21 protein-coding genes are annotated in these 22548 nt (G+C 38.5%); 4 read left to right on the forward strand and 17 right to left on the reverse strand.

Annotated features, from left to right (window positions below):
* Positions 1-8 precede the first annotated feature (8 nt).
* From ACY3XC_RS00995 to ACY3XC_RS01010, 4 genes are all read right to left on the reverse strand, one after another.
* The gene (locus ACY3XC_RS00995) at positions 9-674 is read right to left on the reverse strand and encodes a 3-oxoacid CoA-transferase subunit B (RefSeq protein WP_464866926.1); all 666 of its coding nucleotides are present in this window, start codon (positions 672-674) and stop codon (positions 9-11) included.
* Positions 659-1351, reverse strand: a complete 693-nt coding sequence (locus ACY3XC_RS01000) for a CoA transferase subunit A (protein WP_464866927.1) — start codon at positions 1349-1351, stop codon at positions 659-661. The genes ACY3XC_RS00995 and ACY3XC_RS01000 overlap by 16 nt, the downstream gene beginning before the upstream one ends.
* Positions 1352-2701, reverse strand: a complete 1350-nt coding sequence (locus ACY3XC_RS01005) for an aspartate aminotransferase family protein (RefSeq protein WP_464866928.1) — start codon at positions 2699-2701, stop codon at positions 1352-1354.
* 100 nt (positions 2702-2801) lie between these two features.
* Entirely contained in the window at positions 2802-6764 is a 3963-nt protein-coding gene (locus ACY3XC_RS01010) for a tetratricopeptide repeat protein (RefSeq protein WP_464866929.1), read from the reverse strand.
* A 142-nt stretch (positions 6765-6906) separates the two neighbouring features.
* Between ACY3XC_RS01010 and ACY3XC_RS01015 the strand changes: the two genes are divergently transcribed.
* Positions 6907-8271 carry a TrkH family potassium uptake protein gene (locus ACY3XC_RS01015; protein WP_464866930.1) on the forward strand — a complete coding sequence of 455 codons (1365 nt, stop codon included), beginning with the start codon at positions 6907-6909 and terminating at the stop codon, positions 8269-8271.
* A gap of 155 nt (positions 8272-8426) precedes the next feature.
* Here ACY3XC_RS01015 and ACY3XC_RS01020 read toward each other — a convergent pair whose 3' ends face one another.
* Positions 8427-9893 (reverse strand): NAD(P)/FAD-dependent oxidoreductase, encoded by a 1467-nt coding sequence (locus ACY3XC_RS01020; protein ID WP_464866931.1) that lies wholly within the window; start codon positions 9891-9893, stop codon positions 8427-8429.
* Positions 9894-10073: 180 nt separating this feature from the next.
* Positions 10074-10223 (reverse strand): YjcZ family sporulation protein, encoded by a 150-nt coding sequence (locus ACY3XC_RS01025; RefSeq protein ID WP_464866932.1) that lies wholly within the window; start codon positions 10221-10223, stop codon positions 10074-10076.
* Positions 10224-10342: 119 nt separating this feature from the next.
* On the opposite strand from ACY3XC_RS01025, the gene ACY3XC_RS01030 reads away from it, so the two are divergent.
* A complete protein-coding gene (locus tag ACY3XC_RS01030; RefSeq protein ID WP_464866933.1) occupies positions 10343-10933 on the forward strand; it encodes a DUF502 domain-containing protein in 591 nt (196 codons plus the stop codon).
* Between the two features lie 24 nt (positions 10934-10957).
* Here the strand turns inward: ACY3XC_RS01030 and msrB are convergent, their stop codons facing one another.
* The 3 genes from msrB to rsgA all read right to left on the reverse strand — a co-directional run bounded on the left by msrB (position 10958) and on the right by rsgA (position 13158).
* A complete protein-coding gene (gene msrB / locus ACY3XC_RS01035; protein ID WP_464866934.1) occupies positions 10958-11392 on the reverse strand; it encodes a peptide-methionine (R)-S-oxide reductase MsrB in 435 nt (144 codons plus the stop codon).
* A complete protein-coding gene (msrA, locus tag ACY3XC_RS01040; RefSeq protein ID WP_464866935.1) occupies positions 11382-11924 on the reverse strand; it encodes a peptide-methionine (S)-S-oxide reductase MsrA in 543 nt (180 codons plus the stop codon). The genes msrB and msrA overlap by 11 nt, the downstream gene beginning before the upstream one ends.
* A 163-nt stretch (positions 11925-12087) precedes the next feature.
* Positions 12088-13158 carry a ribosome small subunit-dependent GTPase A gene (gene rsgA / locus ACY3XC_RS01045; protein ID WP_464866936.1) on the reverse strand — a complete coding sequence of 357 codons (1071 nt, stop codon included), beginning with the start codon at positions 13156-13158 and terminating at the stop codon, positions 12088-12090.
* Positions 13159-13465: 307 nt separating this feature from the next.
* Between rsgA and ACY3XC_RS01050 the strand changes: the two genes are divergently transcribed.
* Positions 13466-14212, forward strand: a complete 747-nt coding sequence (locus ACY3XC_RS01050) for a DUF4397 domain-containing protein (RefSeq protein WP_464866937.1) — start codon at positions 13466-13468, stop codon at positions 14210-14212.
* Between the two features lie 32 nt (positions 14213-14244).
* Here the strand turns inward: ACY3XC_RS01050 and ACY3XC_RS01055 are convergent, their stop codons facing one another.
* From ACY3XC_RS01055 to ACY3XC_RS01080, 6 genes are all read right to left on the reverse strand, one after another.
* A complete protein-coding gene (locus ACY3XC_RS01055; RefSeq protein ID WP_464866938.1) occupies positions 14245-14820 on the reverse strand; it encodes a YpmS family protein in 576 nt (191 codons plus the stop codon).
* 7 nt (positions 14821-14827) lie between these two features.
* Positions 14828-15652, reverse strand: a complete 825-nt coding sequence (locus ACY3XC_RS01060; protein WP_464866939.1) for an SGNH/GDSL hydrolase family protein — start codon at positions 15650-15652, stop codon at positions 14828-14830.
* A 109-nt stretch (positions 15653-15761) separates the two neighbouring features.
* Positions 15762-16340 carry an SCO family protein gene (locus ACY3XC_RS01065; protein WP_464866940.1) on the reverse strand — a complete coding sequence of 193 codons (579 nt, stop codon included), beginning with the start codon at positions 16338-16340 and terminating at the stop codon, positions 15762-15764.
* Between the two features lie 75 nt (positions 16341-16415).
* On the reverse strand, positions 16416-17573 hold the full coding sequence (locus ACY3XC_RS01070; protein ID WP_464866941.1) for a Ger(x)C family spore germination protein: 1158 nt from the start codon (positions 17571-17573) through the stop codon (positions 16416-16418).
* Positions 17557-18681: a GerAB/ArcD/ProY family transporter gene (locus ACY3XC_RS01075; RefSeq protein ID WP_464866942.1), complete on the reverse strand. Its 1125-nt coding sequence runs from the start codon at positions 18679-18681 to the stop codon at positions 17557-17559. The genes ACY3XC_RS01070 and ACY3XC_RS01075 overlap by 17 nt, the downstream gene beginning before the upstream one ends.
* Before the next feature lie 8 nt (positions 18682-18689).
* Positions 18690-20207 (reverse strand): spore germination protein, encoded by a 1518-nt coding sequence (locus ACY3XC_RS01080; protein ID WP_464866943.1) that lies wholly within the window; start codon positions 20205-20207, stop codon positions 18690-18692.
* Between the two features lie 195 nt (positions 20208-20402).
* Between ACY3XC_RS01080 and ACY3XC_RS01085 the strand changes: the two genes are divergently transcribed.
* Positions 20403-21290 (forward strand): MBL fold metallo-hydrolase, encoded by an 888-nt coding sequence (locus ACY3XC_RS01085; protein WP_464866944.1) that lies wholly within the window; start codon positions 20403-20405, stop codon positions 21288-21290.
* Between the two features lie 29 nt (positions 21291-21319).
* Here ACY3XC_RS01085 and ACY3XC_RS01090 read toward each other — a convergent pair whose 3' ends face one another.
* Positions 21320-22162, reverse strand: coding sequence for a DegV family protein (locus tag ACY3XC_RS01090; protein WP_464866945.1), 843 nt, complete (start codon positions 22160-22162; stop codon positions 21320-21322).
* A gap of 130 nt (positions 22163-22292) precedes the next feature.
* Entirely contained in the window at positions 22293-22544 is a 252-nt protein-coding gene (locus ACY3XC_RS01095) for a DUF2535 family protein (RefSeq protein WP_179159219.1), read from the reverse strand.
* Positions 22545-22548: the final 4 nt, after the last annotated feature.

A 22548-nucleotide genomic window follows, 5' to 3' on the forward strand; every position in this document is an offset into this window, starting at 1 on the left:
GGGTGAAACTAATAGGAAATTTTGCGGACAACATCACTAATTCTGAACTCACATTCTGTTTTATTTACGACCTCTTGTAAGTCATAGGGCGGAAAAAGTTCTGTTAGCAATAACCCTTCAGGAGTCACCATGAAAACAGCTAATTCCGTAATGATCATATCAACGCAGGCTTTAGAGGTCAGTGGTAATGTGCAGGTTGTCACAATTTTCGGATTTCCCGCTTTATCACAATGATTCATTAATACAATCACTTTTCTTGCTTTTTGAGCTAATTCCATCGCACCGCCCATACCAGGAACTTTTTTTCCTGGTACAATCCAGTTAGCCAAATCTCCTTGCTGGCTAACCTGAAGGGAACCCAAAATCGTGATATCAACACGGCCTCGGCGAATCATTCCAAAAGATATCGCACTATCACAATAAGAACCACCTTGGTTCAAAGTTACCGGAAAACCTCCAGCATTACATAAATTCTCATCTTCCATTCCTTTTTCTGGGCTTGGTCCCATACCAGTAATCCCATTTTCAGCATGGAACATCACCATCATGTCCTTTGGTAAATGATTGGGAACGAGGGAGGGGATACCAATGCCCAGGTTAACAACCATTCCTTTCCGTATTTCTTCTGCTGCTCTTCTTGCTATTGTGTTGCGAAAGTCTATTCCCAAGCCCATTTCCAGTTCACTCCCTTCGAAGGGATAATGTGATCGACGAAAACTCCAGGGGTAATAATTTCATCAGGATTGAGACTTCCAAGCGGAACAATCTCCTCTACCTCTGCAATCGTGATATCCCCTGCCATTGCGACAAGCGGATTTGTATTTCTGGCACTTTTGTCGTAAATTAAATTTCCATAGGGGTCTGCTTTTTTTGCATATAGTATTGATACATCTGCGGTTAAAGCTGTCTCAATTAAGTAGTCTTTTCCGTTGAGGAAAAAATGGGGTTTGTTTTTTGATACGAGATCATTATCCATTCCAATATCACTTAGAATCGCAGGAAGACCGACCCCTCCTGCACGAATCCTTTCTGCTAAAATTCCTTGCGGTGAAAACTCCACCTCTAGTTTTCCTTCATGCATGAGTTTTCCGGCAATGGGATTGGAGCCAATATGGGAAGCAATCACCTTAATTGCCCTTTCCTGACTAATTAATTTTCCAATGCCGATGTGAGGAAACCCTGTATCATTCCCAATTAGAGTCAACTTTTCTACCCCTTTTTCAAGGATAGCATCAATCAGAGTTGGCGGAGTTCCAACACCGCCAAAACCACCAAACATTAACGTCATCTCGTTAAAAAAGAGCTTCAAAACCTTCTCTAAGGTTGTAATCTTTCCAAAAGGATTTTCCATTTATACACCACCTGATTTCATTTGCTGAGTAAAAGCATCGAAGGTTGCTTCCATGAGTGAAACCAATTCTTCTATTTCATTTTTGGTAATGGTTAATGGTGGAGAGATGATTATGGCGTCACCGTTGACACCATCAATACCAGAACCTGCCGGATAAACGAGCAGCCCTTTTTCCTTTGCAAGGGAGATTAGCTTTTGGGTAACGAGAGCCTCCCTAGGAAAAGGTACTTTAGTTTTGATGTCCTCGACAAATTCGATTCCGAGCATTAAGCCTTTACCGCGAATGTCTCCGATAAAGGAATACTGATTTTTTAAATTTAAAAGCATATTTTTTAAGTAATCTCCCTTAGACTCTACTTCACTGACAATCTGATTTTTTTCCAAGTATTCTAGTACCGCTAGAGACACTGCGCAGGATTGTGGGTTGGCACTTAAGGTATGTCCGCTCATCACTACTTTTGTCCCCGCTAAAATGGGCTCAATTACCTTTTCACTTGCAAGTGCAGCCGCAATGGGGGCGTAGCCTGCCCCCATTCCTTTTCCTAAAGCCACAATATCAGGAATAACCCCATATTGCTCCATAGCAAGCATTGATCCTGTTCGCCCAAAACCAGTCATCACCTCGTCTGCAATAAAAAGGATGTCATGGTCTTCACAGATTTTTTTGATGGTCTTAAAATAGTCCACTGGTGGTGCAATTGCTCCGCCCGCTGCACCAATGACAGGTTCTGCAATAAAGGCCGCAATATGATTGGCACCAATTCGTTTAATCACAAGTTCTAATTCCTTTGCGCAAAGATAGCCGCAGGAAGGGGATTCAAGGTTGTAGGGACAACGATAACAATAAGGGGGATTAATGACTGGAAAATCCTCGAGCAGCGGAACAAATCGTGCTCTCCTGCCCGTGTGGCCGGACAATGAAAGCGCACCCAACGTAATTCCATGGTAGCTGACCCACCTTGACAGCACCTTCGTTTTCGTTTGTATGCCTTTCTCCTGCCAATATTGGATGGCCATTTTCATTGCGGTTTCTACCGCTTCAGAACCGCTATTAACAAAGAAGCACCAATTTAAGTCAGCCGGTGTTAATGCTGCGATTTTCTCTGCGAGTTTCTCAGCACTTTCACTTGTAAATTGCGAGCGATACACGAAAGAGACTTTTTTCGCCTGTTCCTGCATTGCTTCAATAATTTCAGGGACCCCATGTCCAATGTTGGCAGTAACAGCGCCTGATGCGCCATCAAGGTATTTTTTTCCTTCCTTATCATACAAATAAATCCCTTTACCATAATCAATCATCGGCAAGGATTCATCGAGTAATGGTTTAATTAAATACGTACGTTCCTCCACCACACCACATCCCCTTTTAGTTCATTGTATGAGTGGAGTTTTTAATACTTTCATCTTATATTCATATAAAGAAAAAAACAGACACGTATTGCGTATCTGTTTAGTTAGTTAGTACTATTGATTTTTCTAATTGCTGCTTAGTTAGGAGAAGCTCTTCTTTGATATCATCATCGTATGGATGGTATTCCATACCTTTTTCAAGGACATCCTCAGCCCCTAAATGTCTGCCCTGTTCATTGAACAGACGTCCTAACCGTAAATAGACGTCTTGTTCAAAAGGGTTTTCCTCGATAATCCTCATCATCATTTCTTCTGCTACGCGGGTTTCTCCCATTTCACAATGACACAATGCAACCAAATAGCGGAGATGGGAATCCTCGGGATCACTGTTTAATTGACGTTCAAACAGCGGCAGTGCTGAAAAATAATCTTCCTCATTCAAATAATTCATTCCTAGCTGATAGGCAAGTCGTTCATCCCACTGTTTCTTCAGAGCCTTTTGTAAAATTTTTATGGCATCCTCAGCAAGTTCAAACTCCTCATACAGTTTAGCAAAATGACTTACTGCTGATAAATTATTTTTATCCAATCTAATCGCCATCTCATACAACTCAATGATAGAACCGAAAAGGTAAATTTGCTTGGTGTGGTTTTTTAATTTCGTGACAAAACGACCAAACGCATTCCCTTCCTCTTTTCCACTCCAAGTCATATCTAAGATGAACTGTTTCCCCGCCTCTGCAGCTAATAAAAACCTCGTGCTTTTATCCTCACTTTTCCCCTCAAGTTTTGTCAAGAAATTCGGGAGCCTTGACCATTTATTTGCAGCAGCACTGTAGATAATGAGTGTTCGATATATCTCCACATTTTCGGGGCTATTTTTTAATAGCAATGTAAGAATAGACCGAGCTTTCTTCCACTTTTTTGCTTTAATAAAAATCTTAGCCTGATGAAGAAGCAGTTCCGAAAAGTCTGGTTTTACCTTAAGAGCAGCAGTTACCTTCTCTTGTTCAAGCTGCGTATCACCTAGTGCGCCATATACATAGGCTTCCGCATCAAGCCTCCATATTTCATTCTTTCCATTAGGCAGTGCTTGAAGTGTTCCCAGTAAGTTTCTCAGTTTCTCTTCAGCTAAAATAGAAACTAAATACTCTATATTTACACTTAACGGAGCAAATTCCAGCAGATCTAGTAGATGTTTAGCTTCTTCTTCATGATTTTCCTTGAATGCTGCTATTTCAGCAAGCCGCAAATAGGCAGGCTCAATTGCAGGGTCAATACTTATGCTCGTTAAATACGCATTTGCTGCCAGCTCATACATTCCAAGCTTAAAGTATACTTCCCCCATTCGATAATAAGGAAAAGAATCTTTACTTACCTGAATAGCAGTGTTATAACAATCCAAAGCCTGAGAGAATTGCTGTTTTTCCTCGAACAACGTTCCCTCATAGCATTTGAACTCTATCACCTTAGAATTATTTGTAAACTTTTGTTTTAGAAAATCAATTGCTCTGTTAATGAACGATGTCTCTCCGGCTATTTTCACATAATGCTCTATAGCCTCATTGAAATTGGAGTGAATATGGTTGATTCCACGCTCTATAAGCTCTAATGATTCTTCTACTAACTGATTATTATCTTCCTTTATCGCCCATTCAGCCAGCATACTTCCACTATTAATCAAGTATTCACTATCCTTATCAAATCTGGCTGCATGTGCCTTAAGAAATTCAACTGCCTTTTCCTTATTTTCCTGACTGGCTAGGATTTCTGCCAACCCAAAATAGGAAAAACCTTCATCTGGAAATAAATCGATACATCTTTGATAACAGTCCCTAGACTTTTCGATTTCCTCATGTTCACGATAGAAATCTCCGAGACGTACCAAGAGCTGAGCAGAAACAGCGGTATTTATCCCTAATTGTAAAATTCCTTCTGCTTTTTCAGGCTTCTCCAGCTCGTATTCATATAGGTCTGCAGCTGCAAGGACAGCAAACGGAATATTGTCCTCTAAATTGATCGCCATTAAATAACCGCGCAAAGCCTTTCTTAGTTTCCCCAGCTTCTGATCAAGACGTGCTCGTTCATACCACGCATGACCATCCTTCGGTATTTCCCGAATCAGGTGATCATAAATCCCCCGTGCCTTTGCGTACTCCTGCTTTTCAATTAACACAGCTGCATGATTGAGAGTGACAAATCTTTCTTTCGGTGCAAGTTCCATACTAATAGAAGAGAAATATTCTGCCTTCTTAACATCATTTGAATAAAGATAGGATAGTCCAAGATAGCTCCATGTGTAGTATTGGTCCGGATCAAGCTGCAGGGAATTCCGAAAGCAGCCAATCGCTTCTTTCATTTCGTCAAAGTAAAGAGCAATTCTTCCATTTAGAAAATGATAAAGCGGAGAGAAGGTTGTCCGTGCCGTATGGTTAAGCTGCTCTCTAGCCTGCTCCATTCTTTGGAGACGCATATAGGCTTGGGCCACATGCATATTCATAAAGTCATTATTTGGATAAGACTGCAACAGTTTTTCAGCACATTGAAGAATGAAATCACTATATTCCTCAAAAGAAAAATGCTTTATCACATAAATGGGTGAATATGGGACATCAATAGTAGCCTTTAAGAATTCTAAAAAAGTCTCTTTGTACTTTTCTTCATCCTCCTCCAGCTTTTCGCCTAAATCATGCAATCTGCGGAAATAATCATCCTCTTCTTTTGATAAAAAGGAAATTTCATCTGCTCTTTCCTTTGGAACACATACGATGGACATATAACTCGTTGATGCATTTGCCTTTTCGAGATCATCTGCAGCTAAATACATCGTTTCCAATAGGTTAGGTTCTTGTATATGATAAAAATCAAACACACTGTCATATCCTGTCATCACTTGAACATGGGAAGAATGCTCGAAATCAACACTTAACAGTATCGGAATATTCTTTTTCAATAATTCTTGATAAAGGTCTTTTTTACCCACAAAATATCGGCATTCGTATCCGTTTTCTTCAAGATAATCAACGGTCGTCGACAGCTTCGAACCAGTAAAATCAAAAATATGAGTGGCAATTTCATCCTGGGTAATGTCTTTTCCAAAATAGGTCAGAATCATCTCTAGGCTTGCTGGAACACAATAATTGCTTTTTTGAATAATGGGTTTGATAGTAAGTTTAATTAATTCACCCTGTTCATTTTTTACTGTAAAAAGGGATTTCTCCCCCTTATCTTCGTTTCTTATGAGTTCAAATTCTCCTAATTGGTAGTAGGCGATATTGGTTAAATGGCGAAAGTATTTTTGATAGGCATGCTCAGCTATTCTTTCATTCAATTCCTCTATCAATTCAAGCATTTCTGCCATTTTGCCGAGATCACGGTAACGTCTTATTTTTTCTAATAGGAAGGAAGGTGTTTCAGGGTAGAGTTTTTCCCCTTGTTCGATAAGCGCTAAAGCCTCTTCAATCTGTCCATTTGATGCTTTTAAATCGGCCAGGAGCAAATAACAAATCCGTCCTTTTTCAAAATCGTTAAGGCCTTGTTGAAAGTACTTCTCCGCTTTCTCCCTATTCCCGGTTTGCATAAATACGTATCCAATCTTGTCATACAGAGGGCGGGAAGATTCCTTCACCTTTTCTAGAAGCTCTTCTGCTTTCTTAAATAGCTTCATTTCTAACAAACAACGAATCTTACAAAAATAAAGCCGTTCTAATTCTTCACAACCCTGAATATCCTCTTGATTTTCGGCAATTGCGGCGGAAATAAGCTCATCTGCTTCTAACAGCTTTCCATTATCAAGAAGCTCCTCACAATACCAAGAAATTGTTAAAACCGAAGGGAAACGGCGGTAAGCGTAACGAGCTATAAAAGAACTATATTGATACATCAAAAAATGGTCTGTCAACCGAATCAATACTTGAAATTCTTCGGCAGACTTTATTCTGTTAAGCTCTTGTTTTAATTCAGAGTAGCGCAGCGATTTTAACACAAGTATCTCTTGATTTATGATTTCTAAAGCTTGATAGTATTCTCTTTGGTCATATAAGGATTTTAGCTTTGTGATCATATCTATAGTCCCCCAGGCATCCTTTGTCCTTCTAACACTAGCATATATAAAAATGTCAGAAAATTCTAGTAGGAAAACTATCTTTTACTTTTGAGGGCAGTTAATATAGAATAACACTTAGATTTACATAAGGATGGATTAAATGAATAAATCGAATAAACGAATATCTAAAAAGAGAGAATTATCGACAATTCAATTAATTGTGATTTTTTACTTATCTGCATTAATCATTTCAACCCTACTTTTGTTAATACCATGGGCACATCGTGAAAATGCATCACTTAGTTTCATTGATGCCCTTTTTACTTCCGCAAGTGCCGTCAGCGTAACAGGTCTAAGTGTCATCTCGATAAAAGATATCTTTAATAACTTTGGAATATTTCTATTATGTATCATCCTCCAATTAGGTGGATTAGGTGTAATGTCTCTTAGCACCTTCCTATGGATTATGATTGGTAAAAAAGTAGGGTTAAAAGAACGCCAGCTGATCATGGTTGACCAAAATCAATCCAACTTATCAGGTTTGGTACAGCTGGCAAAAAGGATTTTTATCATCATCATTTCATTTGAAATTATCGGTGGGATTATTTTAGGATTACGCTTCTTGAAATACTTTGACAGCCCGTTATCTGCTTTTAAACATGGATTTTTCGGCTCCATTAGTGCCACGACAAATGCAGGATTTGATATTACAGGAGGTTCATTAATCCCTTTTAGGGATGATTACTTTGTTCAAACGATCATCATTTTATTGATGATTATCGGAGCCATTGGTTTCCCAGTTATTGTTGAGGTTTATGAATATTTTCTAAGTCTAAAAAGTAAGAAAAGATACCATTTCACCCTATTTACGAAATTAACCACTGCAACATTTGTCATCCTCACTATTGCAGGCGGCATTATGATTTATTTGCTTGATAGTTATCACTTTTTTGCCGATAAATCTTGGCATGAAACGTTTTTCTATTCCTTATTTAATTCTGCCACTACCAAAAGTGCAGGGTTGGCAACGATGGATTTGAATGATTTCACACCAAGTAATCAGCTCTTTATGTCGGTATTAATGTTTATCGGCGGTTCACCGAGCAGCGCCAGCGGTGGAATTCGAACGACAACGTTTGCAATTGTATTGCTAGCGATTTTCTTTTATGCACGAGGAAAAGGTTCCATTAAAGTATTTAGACGAGAACTGAATACTGAGGATGTGCTTAAATCCTTTATCGTGATCTCCACAGCTGCCATGCTCTGTTTAACCTCGATATTAATCCTGTCTATTACGGAAAAAGGAACTTTGATTCAAGTAATCTTTGAAGTTTCGTCGGCGTTTGGAACGAATGGATTGTCGATGGGTTTAACACCGATTTTAACGACATTTGGGAAAATCCTGATTATCTTATTAATGTTTATCGGACGATTGGGGATTGTAACCTGCCTACTAATCCTAAGAGGCAAGGATACTGGTCAGGAGAAAATTCATTATCCGAAAGAAAAAGTTACGATAGGTTAAAAAACAGGGGTAATCTCCCTGTTTTTTTGTGTTGATTTTCATGGAATCAGAGGCATCGCAGATATAATCCATTTAACGCAGATATACCTATTTATCGCAGATTAACCCTTCTGTAAGTAGCTCAAAAACAAAACAAACCCGCTAATTTAGCGGGTTTAGGACATGACTACTTCTTTTTTGCGTTCAGTTGTTGCTTTTTGGATGATATCTCTTGCTATCCAGACGCCGCATGCACTTGCTTGGGCTAGACCGCGGGTTATTCCAGCACCGTCGCCGCCGACATACAAACCGCTGATTTCTGATTCAAAACGGTCATTGAGCTTTGGTCGTGCAGAATAGAATTTCGCTTCCACTCCGTAGAATAATGTGTGTTCTGAAGCCAATCCTGGCGTAATTTGATTTAACGCCTCGGTCATCTCAATTAAACTCTTAAGGGTATTATATGGAAGAACTAGTCCAAGGTCCCCTGGAACCGCCTCTTTAAGGGTTGGCTCGATGAATCCTTCTTTTATTCTTCTATCCGTTGAACGACGTCCCTTTAATATATCTCCATACTTTTGCACGATTAAGCCGCCATTTGATAGGGAGTTCGCAAGTCGTGATACCTCGTGCGCATATTCGTTTGGCTTGTCAAAAGGCTCGGAGAATGTATGGGATACAAGCAATGCGAAGTTGGTATTTGGACTTCCAAGCTTTGGATCCTTATAAGCATGCCCATTGGCAAGCATGATACCTGAGTGATTTTCAACGACCACATGTCCGGAAGGATTACTGCAAAACGTCCGTACTCGTGTTCCAACGGATGTATTGAAGATAAATTTCCCTTCATACAAATTGTCATTGATCTCCTTCATAACGATGTCAGACGTCTCTACACGAACGCCGATATCTACTTGATTGCTTGTCATTTTCAGGCGGCGTGACTTAAGAATCTCAGTCAGCCATTTTGAACCATCACGACCTGGAGTGATAACAACCTTTTCTGCATAAATGTCCTTATCACCTTTCAGCTTGATTCCTTTTACAACATAACCATTAGGAGTTCTTTCAGTGATTAAATCCTGGACTTCTGTTTTATATGACATTTCAATTTTATCATTTAAGTATTCATAGATACTTTTCATAATTTTCAAGTTTTGCTCTGTTCCTAGGTGGCGAACTTGAGCACGTAACAATTTTAATCCAGCTGCAAAGGCGCGGCGTTCGATATCTTTAACTTTATCTGTAAGTGGATCGGTAATACTATCTGTTGCACCATGCTTTAAATTAATTTCATCTACATAATTAATCAAATCGACAACTTGAGAATCTGGAAGATAATCCGTCATCCAACCGCCAAATTCACTCGTGATATTAAACTTTCCATCCGAATATGCACCTGCACCGCCGAAGCCGCTAGTAATCGAGCAAGCTGGTAAACATCCTGCATACTCCTTCTTGCCCGCTGCTGGAGGACATTTCTCAATTTTATTTTCTAAAATTGGACAATTTCTCCGATAAATATCATGCCCTTTATCCACTAACAGCACCTTTGCGTTCGGCATTTTTAGTGTAAGTTCATAACAGGTAAAAATCCCCGCTGGGCCTGCACCCACTACTATTACATCATATCTATTTTCCATTGTCCAAAACCTCCAAGACGTATGTATTTACTTAACCCTTGGTAAATATATCAGAGATTTTTCTTTCAGTCAACAATAAAAACGAACTATTTGTAAAATCAAAACCCCATTGTTCGTGTTTTGCTCTTTTTTTGAAAATAACAAAAAAAGACTCAGGACTTATGCCTGAGTCTTTTGGGTTCAGCAGTAGCTAGCACCGATGATGATTAATAGAATAAACAACACTACGATTAATACGAAAGTGCCATAACCAAAACCACATCCACCTACCGCTGGTGCTGCATAACCAAATCCACAACAATCTTGACCAAAACCATGCCCATAATGCATACATATTCACTCCTTAAGGTTTTTATCTGTTAACACTCTTACTTTATGTAATAGGTACTTGACCTGTCTGTGCATTCGCCTATATTATGAGAATCAATGATGAAATTGTAGGTGATAAAATGAAAACTCTCTTGAAGAGCTTTGTTAACGGTATTTTGACCATTGTTCCCATTATTCTTGTAATCTTTGTTATTTACAAAACGTTTTTGTTCCTCGATGGACTGTTAGGTAACACCTTAAGGCCTTATTTAAAGGAAGATTATATTCCTGGGTTTGGCCTGCTAACAACCATTGTATTAATTACGCTGTTAGGCTGGTTATCTACAAAATTTGTAACAGGAAGCATTATTAAACTGATTGATAAATGGCTTGAAAAAATTCCTGTTGTCAAAACCATTTACTCAGTCATTAAAGATACGGTTCAATCCTTTTTGGGGGAGAAAAAGTCTTTTTCAAAAGTGGCGCTTATTGTCATTCCTGGAACGGAAATGAGAAGTATGGGGTTTATAACTTCGGAACAGTTGGAGGATTTTTACAGCCCGCTTAAGGACCATGTAGCTGTTTATGTTCCACAAACCTTTCAAGTTGCCGGATTTACTTTCTTAATTCCGAAGGAGCAAGTAGAGATTATCGATGTTAAACCCGAGGAAGCAATGAAATTTATTCTTTCAGGTGGAATGACTTCCACTTCTAAAGTAAAAGGAAAATAGGAAAAGCCGCGAATTCGCGGCTTCTTAATTTTCATCAAATAGCTTCTTATAAGCTCCGTATCCTTGCTCATCCAATTCCTCTTTGGGAATAAATCGTAAGGCTGCAGAATTAATGCAGTAGCGCAATCCATTTGGACCTGGTCCGTCATCGAAGACATGACCCAGATGGGAATCTGCGGCTTTGCTTCTAACTTCTGTTCGAACCATAAAATGGCTGTAATCCTCTTTTTCGATTACTTCTTCTTCAACAATCGGCTTGGTAAAACTCGGCCATCCGCACCCTGCATCAAATTTATCAAGCGAGCTAAATAGCGGCTTTCCAGAAACGAGGTCAACATAAATTCCTTCTCTTGTTTCATTCCAATATTCGTTTCGAAAAGGAGGCTCTGTTCCGTTATTTTGCGTAACTTCATACTGAATTGGTGATAATTCTTTCTTTAGTTCTTCCTTATTTTTCATTTTTCTCCCCCCAATGTGCCTGGATAAAACTGGCTCTCCCTGAACCTACATGGTATCCTTCGTAATGAGCTTGATTTTTCTTGTAGTAATGCTGATGATACTCTTCCGCTGGATAGAAGATTTTTGCTGGTAAAATCGGCGTTACGACTGGTTTTGTGAAAATTCCGCTATCCTGTAGGTTCTCCTTTGATTGTTCAGCAAGCTCTTTTTGTTTTTCATTATGGTAAAAAATCGCTGTTTGATAAGACTGACCCCTGTCGTAAAATTGACCCCCAGGATCGGTCGGGTCGATTTGCTGCCAATATAATTCAAGAAGTTTTTCATATGGAAAAATTTCTGGATTAAAGGTAATTTGAACTGCTTCATAATGCCCTGTAGACTCAGAACAAACCTGCTGGTATGTAGGATTTTCAACATGACCGCCGGTATATCCAGAAAGGACACTTATAATTCCTGGCTGCTCATCGAATGGCTTCACCATACACCAAAAACAGCCTCCAGCAAATGTAGCTAGTTGTTTACTTTCCTCCATGATACCCACCCCTTTTGAATTTATATGCTTTGATAATGAGTATACCGAAACTCTTCATAGAAATACAATTTGCTGATTAAAACAAAATGAAAATTTCCTTATTTAAAAAAATCCTAACAGACGCACAAAAGCCGAACCAGTCTTCAGGTTCGGCTGAATTCCCTTATTTAATTTTCTTTTTTTGCCGCGTTTGTTTCGTGATGTTCTTCCACTTTTTCTGCTCTTCTGTTTGCGCGCGTTTGTCGGCTTTTCTTTCGATATAGGCGAGTTCTTTTTGCAGCTTGTTGTAGCTGGTTAAGCGTCCGGAATCCAATGTACCTTCTTCAATGGCCTCCAATACCGCACAGCCCGGCTCATCCTTATGTTTACAATCCCGGAATCTGCACATTTCTCCTAACTCATCGATATCAGAAAACGTTTCGGTTAAACCATCTGAACTTTCCCAAAGCTGTATTTCTCGCATTCCTGGAGTGTCGATCAGGACACTGCCATTTGGAAGTTGAATCATTTCGCGGTGTGTGGTGGTGTGGCGACCTTTGTCATCCCCTTCACGAATCTCCTTGACAGCCTGCTTTTCAGCCCCCAACAATAAATTCGTTAAGGTTGACTTTCCTACACCCGAGGAACCTAACAATGCAATGGTTTTTCCAGGCTGTAGGAAAGGCTCAAGCTCTTCAATTCCCCTCTTCATTTCAGCACTAATCGCTATCACCGGTACTCCTCCAAAAGCGATCGCTTCAACTTCTGCAAGCTTCTCTTCAATATTTTCACAAAGATCTGCTTTACTTAAAACAATAACAGGATTGGCACCACTTTCCCATGTGAGCAACAGATAGCGTTCTATTCTTCTTAAATTAAGATCATCATTTAAGGAGTTCACAAGAAAAACGGTATCCACATTTGCAGCAACAATTTGCTCTTCAGCTGTTCTCCCTGCCGACTTACGAGAAAACTTGCTGAACCGCGGCATTACCGAATAAATCGTACCTTTACCTTCCTCCACCCGGGGCTTCAGTATGACCCAATCCCCGACCGCAGGATAGTCCTCGCGATTTAACGCTTCAAAGTTGAATTTTCCAGAAACCTCGCAAAGTAAATCTCCATGCTCCGTCCAGACACGATACATATGTTTATGTTCTAGGGCCACTCGACCGATAATCATCTCTTCACTTTGTTTTTGCGCTAAATAATCGTTATTTATTTTTTCAGTTAATCCAATATTAATTAAATTCATCCATATTCCTCCAAAAATTTGCATAATAAAAAACCATAGGCAACACAGCCCATGGTTTTATTCACAAAAGGAATAATGGGTATAGATTCCCCTAACTGGTGAATCCGCGGGCTGTGCAAGAGTTATTGAAATGAACGGCAATTAACGTATTTTCATTTAACATTACACTTCACCCGCCTTCCGACTTATTTGTAATAATTATATGTTATCTTTATCCATTTGTAAACAAAAAATCCAAATATAGACACCCACCTAAACATGCTTGAATAAATTAATTTGTAAAGAACGAAAGAAAGGAGCGAAGGGTATGTCTGGAAATAGAAATCATTCTGATTATCTTCAACGAGCTGCGATGTATGATTTATTGGCTCACAATTATAAATACTCTAATCCAAACCTACACATGCAATACTATTTGAAACATCTAAAATATATGAATAAAGCAATGATGGAACGTAATATCCAACAATCTCAAACGGAAGGAAGGGTCCGGTTCCTTCACACTTCACCTGATGCCCCCGAGGTTGACATTTATTTAAATGGTCAAATGAAAGTGAAACGCCTTCCTTTTAGAGTGGCTAGCAATTATCTGCCATTAAAACCTGGAAAGTATCATATTGATATCTACCCAACGGGAAATTCAGTAGATAGTATGCTCAATAAAAGGATTACCGTTGAACCTGATAAATCATATACGCTGGCAATAATCGACCCGGTTAAAAAAATGCGTCTGCTTCCGTACCTTAATCAACCAGAAGTTCCAATGAATGAATCAAAAATCCGTTTTCTGCACTTATCACCGGATACAGGAGCTATAGATATTGCTGTTAAAGACAGAGATGTAGTCTTTCCGAATATCTCATACAAACAGACAACAGACTATCTAGGTATTATGCCGATGACAGTGGATTTAGAGATTAGAGAGGCTGGAACGAAAAACATCGTCCTGCCAATGCCAAAAGCACAGTTTCGTCCAAATGAAACCTATACGATTGTATTGATTGGTCTTTCAAAGGAAGATCCTGCATTACAAGCGATGATTTTGAAGGATTAAAAAAATAAGGTGACTCACTTTTGTGAGCCACCTTATTCAACAGGTACAACTATGGTAAAAGCAATATCATCTTTTACTAAATCAAACTTATTTGCCTTTATTTTCACATCACTCTTTAACTTTAATTGCTGCAAGTGTACATGAATCATTTTATCATTTGGCAGAATGTCTACACCTTTTGGGAGCTTATAATTGTCTTTGATAAATTTCAGCACATAGGATACAGGCAATGGCAGGCTTCCAACCGAAATCGACTTCTGCTTAAGGACTAAATCGCCATTATCTAATGCCTCAGGAACGAAGGTAAGCTTTAAATCTACTTCTTGACTAAAGAATTTTAATGTCCCGTATAATTCCACTTCATCCTGGAGCTGAACACTGTAATCTATCGGTGAATCAGCCGCTTCCTTTTTAATATACTGGTTGATTAACACATTTAAATCAGCCTTATTCGACTTGACTTGAAAAGAAACACTCTTGTCATCTGGGATACTTTGAATTTTTCCTTTCTCATCGGCAGGAACCATGATTAAAGATAAAAGAATGATAACAATGAAAAGATTTAACCCTAATATAAGAAAGAATCCCGTTTTCCATTTATTTTTCATAGAAAGCCTAATTCTCCTCTTTACTGACCATATACGCTTTCTTAACGAGATCAGGTAATGTCCGTTCTTCTAGTGTTTCATTTAACCGTTGTGCAATCAATTCATACCCTTTATTATTCGGATGAAAGTTATCACTATGCAATAGACTTTCTGTTGGGTTTTTAAATAAATCTTCGATTCCTACAAAATAAGCATTCTGATAATTTGCAACGACACTTTGACTGGCGACGTTCCAATCGGAAACAATCTGGTCGAGCTCTTTAATATCAGAAAACCATTGAGAAAATGGATTGTATACCCCAACCAAAACAATATAGGCATGGGGATTTACTCGTATAATCGTATTCATGATTTGGTATAAATGATTAATATATACTTCTTTTTCCTTATCAAAGATGGATAGCTGTAGATTTGAGATATTATCCTTTACTACCTTCATAATATCATTGCCGCCAATGGTCAATATCACTAAATCAGCAGAAGAAAGTTGGTCGTTTATCTCATCTGTTTGCAGCCTTTTTAATAATTGTGGGGTACGATTACCTTTTACACCGTAGTTATAGAAATCAACTTCCTTAATCCCCTTTTCTTCCTCGAGCAAAGTTCTTAAGTAAGGCAGGTATCCTCCAGTTTTGGTACTATCGCCAACACCTTCTGTTAAGGAATCACCAGCGGAAATAATGCTTATCTCCTTTGGGACAAAATCGGCAGGAACCTCTTCATAAACAACAGCTGAAGCCATCCGTTCTTCATGCAAATCCCAGCGATCGGATGGACTGCAAGAACTTAAGAAAAAAGTCGAAAGAATGAGAAGGATGAAAACTTCTTTCATTTTCTTCACCACCCTCTTACTAATGATATTATAACATGACGTAAATAATTCAAAACATGCTCGTACTATATCCTAGTCTTTATCAAAAAAATAGACCCTAGAGAAAGGTCTATTGCAACGCTTTTATATCATTAATCATTTCATCATATGGCACTTCTTTATACCCATCGTAAATTTTCTTAACCTTTTCATCTGGCCCCACTAAGAAAAAGTACGTCTGATGAATAACCTGGTCACCTTCTTGTGGTTTCTTTACTAAAGTTTTGAATGTTTCCTTTGCATAGGTCTCAATAAATTCTTGTGAGTAGCCCGTTAAGAAAGTCCAATTATCATCCTTCAACCCGAAGTTTTTTGCATACTCTGTTAGTTTTTCGGGTGTATCAACCGTAGGGTCGACACTAAATGATACAAACTCAACATTTTCTAACTTTTCGTCTTCAACCATTTTTTGCAGCTTGGTCATATTAGCCGTCATTGGCGGACATACATCTGCACAATTGGTGAAAATAAAGTCAGCCACCCAAATCTTGCCATCCAAAATCTTCTTTTCAAAAGGTTTATTCTCTTGTGTTACAGCCGTAAAATCATTTACTGGGTAATCCAGCGGATTCTGTATCCCGTTTTGTCCACAAGCAGATAGCAGCAATGCACAAATGATTATTAATAGAAACGATAACCGATACTTCATATAGATCCCCCGCAGCCTTTTTATATTCGTGATAAGTTTAACAAAGATTCACGAAAGAGAAAAGGAAAGCGATTCTTAATCTATAACCCCTGTTTTTACAATTGTATTATTCACCTTTACCTCGAATGTTGAGTTCTTATGCAACTCCCTCCATTCCTTTTCAGTAAGAGGTTTTGTGCGAATTTTCGCCATGTATTTATTCCCGATTCCAATTGGGTCTACCTGTTTCTTTCGGAAATATTCCAGCAGCTGTTTGATTTGCTTTTCCATTTCTTTATTTATTATTTTTTCAATAAACTTAATGTTTTTTGTAGTGGACAAATCTAAAGGCTCTGTTGTTTCGAGTAAACGTGAATCTAAATTAACTTCCACACGAAAATGGAGTTTTTTCTTATCAATCAATTTAATTTTCGCATTGCTGCGAATACTATCTATGCTGATAAATAATTTATCGTAGACCTCCTTGCTTTCTCCTAGGTCCCTCTTCTTAATAATTTTTTTAAACTGTGAACGGTTGAAACCCATCTCATGTGTCCCTGATCTGTATCGATCCGAAAGAACCTTTGCATAAAATAGTTTATCACTTGCCAATTCGCCAACAATCTTATCATCCTTAAAAAGTGCGATCCCAGAGATGATTACTCCATCGTCTTTAATTTTTAAAATCGGTAGAACAGGGTCTCTCCCATGATCCATGAAATTATGATTGAATTCATGCAGTGTAGGCGAGGTTAGCTGCTCACTCTCAACATTTTGTTTGATTAAATTGTATAGGTAGGTTCCTAAGTTCACCTTAAGTTTATTCTCTTCTAAAGTCATAATCGAAATCGCATCATCTTCTGCTATGGTTAAATAAACCATATTTCCCACGGTAGGATCCCGGTTTAGAGCATCAACAAGCTGCGAGATTCCTTTCTTAGCAAGCTCTTTACTGTAAATCACACAGCGAAGCTGTCCAAGAACAAGCTTTTGATCAATCTCCAGATTCTGCTTTTGTCTTAATGCCTTACTTGTATTAGCTTTTACTGTAATGACCTTTGTTAGGTTTTCTGCCAAAGGATCAAACTTGTGAACTACTACTGTTCCTTTAATTTGGTTTTCTTTTTCTAAATCATAGCCCTGTGCTGTTATTAGACCTAATTTTTCCAATTGTTTCGTTTCTACACAACTAGACATAATCACAGCAAATGCAATATACAATACAATAATTCTCCATTTATGACGTCTTTGCATGGCTATTTCTCCTCTTTAACCACCATTTTTTCATGAGGACAATCATAGAAAGAACAACAGGATAGCATATAGCAGCGTAGAAACCTGTTTTTGCAATGATATCTGTTACCATATTCATTTGATACCTTGCTTGGATAAAAAAAGTAGCACCAAAAGCAAGAATTGCAAATAACCATATTCCTGTTTTTTGTTTTCGTTTTAAAATCCTCGAAAACCCTTTTGATGCTGCCCACAAATACAAACACATATTGGGTAAAATGATTAACATCCAAAAGGATACGGCAATAAACTCAAATCTCTCTAGATTTGGAAGACGGACAATTTTAAACATAGATAGAACAGGCCAGATTACTGCCTTAAGACTATCACCGGCAAAAAACACAATTGAGACCAATGTGATAAAACTAAACATCAATGTTGTAAACAAATTGGCTATTTGAACACACCTCATGCTTTTTCTTTTTTCCTTTATATAGGGATAAAAAAACATGACTAATTCAAATCCCATCATCGAAAGGGTTGTACTCTGCGCCCCTTTCAGAATTGATTTTACATCACCATTCATGATCGGAAACAAATGATTGAAGTCTGCATACCGAAGTGGAACAAAAGCAACAAACAAAATCCACATGGTTCCCAACACAGAGAGAAAGGCAATTCCGACAATCACTCGAATTCCTCCGTAAACACCATATATGGCTAATAAGATAAGAACAAGTGCGAGCTGCCATGTTACTAAATTTGGAAAAATCCAAACTTGAACAATTTCGACATAATTCATAAAAATAACAAAAAAACTACTTAATAAATAGAGAATGTATACAAAACTAAGGCTATTCCCGAGCCATTTACCAAACACATCGAGATGGATCCCATATAAATCAGCACTGTCATATTGCCTGAGCATTATGATCATAAACCAAAGGACGATAGAGGTGCCTGCCCCTGCTACTAACACAGAAATCCATGCATCATGCTGGGCTGCCAAATAAACGACCCTCGGAAGTCCTACAATACCGACACCAGTTTGAACGCCATGAATTAGAAAAAATAGAAGAAACGTGTTAAAAAGTAATCCTTCCTTCGGATGTAAATTCACTTTCATCATGACCGCTCCTATTCATCTACATCCTTTTTCTGTTTCGCTTTTTTTGCTGAATATCTTTCTTTATCTTCAGGCTGGTTTGTTACAGGACGGTAGGAAAGAAATTGACTCGGAAATCGAAATATACTATATCCCAAATCCCTCAAGTTCAATGGATAGACTGGTGCAAGGTAGGGCCTGCCTAATGTATCCAATTTCAAAAGGTGAATAATGAAAAAGCAAAATGCGACCATAATCCCAATCCCTCCCCAAAAGCCAGCCAATAAAATGATGGGAAAGCGAATAATCCTGATGGCTGTACCCATCAAATAACTAGGAGTCGTAAATGAGCCAAGGGCACTTAATGCAATAATAATGATCAAAATATTACTTGTAAATCCTGCCTCTACTGCCGCTTGTCCGATAACGATACCGCCTACGATACCCATCGTCTGTCCAACCTTTGTTGGCAGCCTGGCTCCAGCCTCTCGTAATAATTCAATAACAAATTCAAGTAGAAAGGCTTCAAAGACTGGTGGAAAAGGCACATTCGACCTTGATTGACCTAATGACACAAGTAATGGCGATGGAATGACTTCATAGTGATACGTCAAAACCGCTACATAGGCAGGGGTTAAAAGTACAGATAAAAAGGTGGCCGTCAAGCGCAGAATCCGTAGGAAAAACCCCATATTCCAGCGCATATAGACATCTTCCGTTGACTCAAAAAAGGTAAAAAAGGGTGTTGGACCATAAATGGCATCAGGACTTCGGTCCATTAAGACGGCAACTCTTCCAGACATTAACGCAAGCGTAATCCGATCTGGAAGCTCGGTTGTCATCAATTGCGGAAAAATAGACCAGCTGTTTCCTTCAATCAACTGACCCAGCACTGTGGTCCCTTGCACATGATCAATCTCTAGTTGACTCACTCTTTGCCTAAATGTGTTAATATTTTCTTCTTCTGCGATGCCCTTTATATAAACGAGTTTCGCACTCGTTTTTGACCTGGTTCCAATTTTCAAATCTTCCATACATAAATCGGGATCTTTTATATTGTTCCTTATTATGTTGACATTCCCAAAGAGCGATTCGGTAAAAGCAATTTTCGGACCAAATACAAGTGATTCCGTTTCTGCATGTGATAAACTTCTTTCAACCGTATTACTTAAATTGGCTAACAAACCGAATGGTTCGCCTTCCGAATAAATATACGTTTTCCCTTCGATTAAGGCCTTAACAATTTCATTTAATTGATTAGCCCCTGATAAATCAGTTATCGGAAGAATTTGTGCGAGCTCCTCAACACTCCAGCCTACTTCTGTATTCTCTTGAATTGGCTTTAGAATGTAATCATCCACACCCGTTTTATCGATCAAGCTGCTTACAAAACAAATGACTATTTTTTTATCTTTTCTTTTTAACGTTCGAAATAATAAATCTGAACACGCAACGAGCTCTTTTTTTATTTGTTCCTTTAATTCATCAATCACAAGGCTATGTGCCTTTTCTCCTTCTGGCGTTTTTTTTCCGGACATCCATTTAAACATTGGCAGCACCTTTGAAAAATCAATTTTTTATAGCTTTACCAAATATTCTAATTTTACCCAAAAACAACTCTGCAAAGTTAACGCAATAGACACTATGCAATAAGGTTTATGGAAATATGAAGTTATGGTATCATGAATGAGTATTCATTCATTGAGACAAAATATTATGATAAATAAAAACTGAGGTGATAATTGATGAGAAAAATTGGTCCAATTATGATTATTGAAGGAGCAAATCATAGTAAAGTTCCATTTTCAAGAAGCTTGTATATTAATAGTAAAGATAAGGTGCTTATTGATACCGGTGCAGACCCAGCAGAGCTGCTAGCATTAAATGAAGAATATGGAGTGGAATTGGTTGTGAACACCCATTACCATCCTGATCATACATTGCATAACCATTTGTTTCGAGATATAGAAAAATGGATAAATCCATTGGAGTTTGAAACCATTCAGTCAATCGAAGGAATTGCAAGAGGGAACGGAATCTACCAGGAGTGGGGTCCTGGAGGTGTAGAAGCATTGCGAAAACAAATGCCAAAGGAATGGGTTCAAAACCTCGGTGAAATTTCCGGAACGTATCAATACGATGAAGAATACAACTTTAGTGGTGTAAAGGTAAACTTTCTACATACACCTGGGCATACAAAAGGATATACTTCTCCCTATTTCACAGAACTTGCCGTTGTCTATGTCGGTGATTTCGATATGACTTCCTTTGGACCGTGGTACTTTGGCGCCGATGGGGATATTGACGAATTTATTGCATCGAGTAAAGTACTATTAGAGTTGGATGCAGAAACCTACATCACCGGTCATCAAAAAGGAGTTTTTACAAGACAAGAATTTATAGAAGCTATGGGCATTTTTATTGGGATTATTGAACAACGTGACGAAATAATTGAAAGGTATGTACATCAGGGAATGAATTTCGAAGAGTTAACAAATATCGGTATCTTTTATCCGAAAAAAATGCTTGATGTGTTGATTCTGAAGACGTGGGAACGGAGCGGGATTCGCAAGCATTTGAAGCGACTTGGGTTTTCAGTTCATGGATCTGAAATACAGCTGGTCAACAAATAAGGATGGTGCATAACTGCACCATCCTCGCTTTATTCGAAGTAATACATGATAGCAATCGTACCCGGTCCTGTATGGGTACTGATTGTTGGACCTGTGTAATCAACAGAAATATCGTCGTAGCCTGTTAATTCTATGATAGAGTCTTTTAATTTTACAGCCAACTCAAGTGCCTCTGCATGAACAATGCCCACACGTTTGACAGTCTTTCCTTTTACATCCTCTGCAAATTGCTTGGCGAGCCATTTAACTACTTGTGAATGACTTCGGACTTTTGCTACCGGATTGTATTCGGCACCTTCTAATGAAGCGATTGGCTTAATATTAAGTAAGGAACCAATGAATGCCTTCCCTTTCCCAATCCGTCCGCCTTTCACCATATTCTCTAATGTATCGATCATAATATATAACTTCGAGTTTTGACGGACAGAATCGAGACGGCCGAGTATTTCCTCTAGACTTTTACCCTGCTTTGCCATTTCAGCAGCTTCTCGAACCTGAAACTGAAGGGCAATCGAAATGAACTCAGAGTCAACCACTGTTACCTTGGTCTTCGTCATTTGCGCAGCACTTTCAGCAGAACGAACCGTCCCGCTCATTTTACCTGTCATATGTATAGAAATTACTTCATAGCCGTCTTCCCCAAGTCGGTCATACACTTCAAGGAAGGTTCCAGCAGAAGGCTGCGAGCTTTTTGGTAAATCCTTTAAGCCTTTCATTGTTTCCATAAATTCAGCAGGTTGAATCTCTACACGGTCCAGATAGGTTTCTCCATTTATCGTTACGGATAAAGGCACAACCACAACACCTAGTTGGTCAGCCTGTTCTATTGTCATATCCATCGTTGAATCCGTGACAATCTTAATCTTGCTCATTTACTCACATCCCTAGAATTACTCCATTGTATTATACATGTTCCCTATTCTATATGATATAAATACCCCTATTTTCATGAAAAAAATGTGAAAAATAAAAGAACACCGGATATCCGATGTTCGAAAGGTATTAAGCGTTATTCTTTAATTCTTCTACTTTAAACAGTGCTTCATAATCAGGCCATTTCATTACCTTTTTCAAATACTCTTTAAACGAATAGCATTTTTTCGGTTTCTTTTCCTGATAAAGCGACGTAATAAAATTTTGTAAACGGACTTGGATCATAAATTTATAAGTGCTACCTTCCTCCAATACAGGAATATCCATGACTTTAACCTTCTGTCCAACAACATTTTTGAACTCTAGGCTTTTGAATAACAAAATA

Source organism: Bacillus sp. CZDM1, assembly GCF_055502545.1.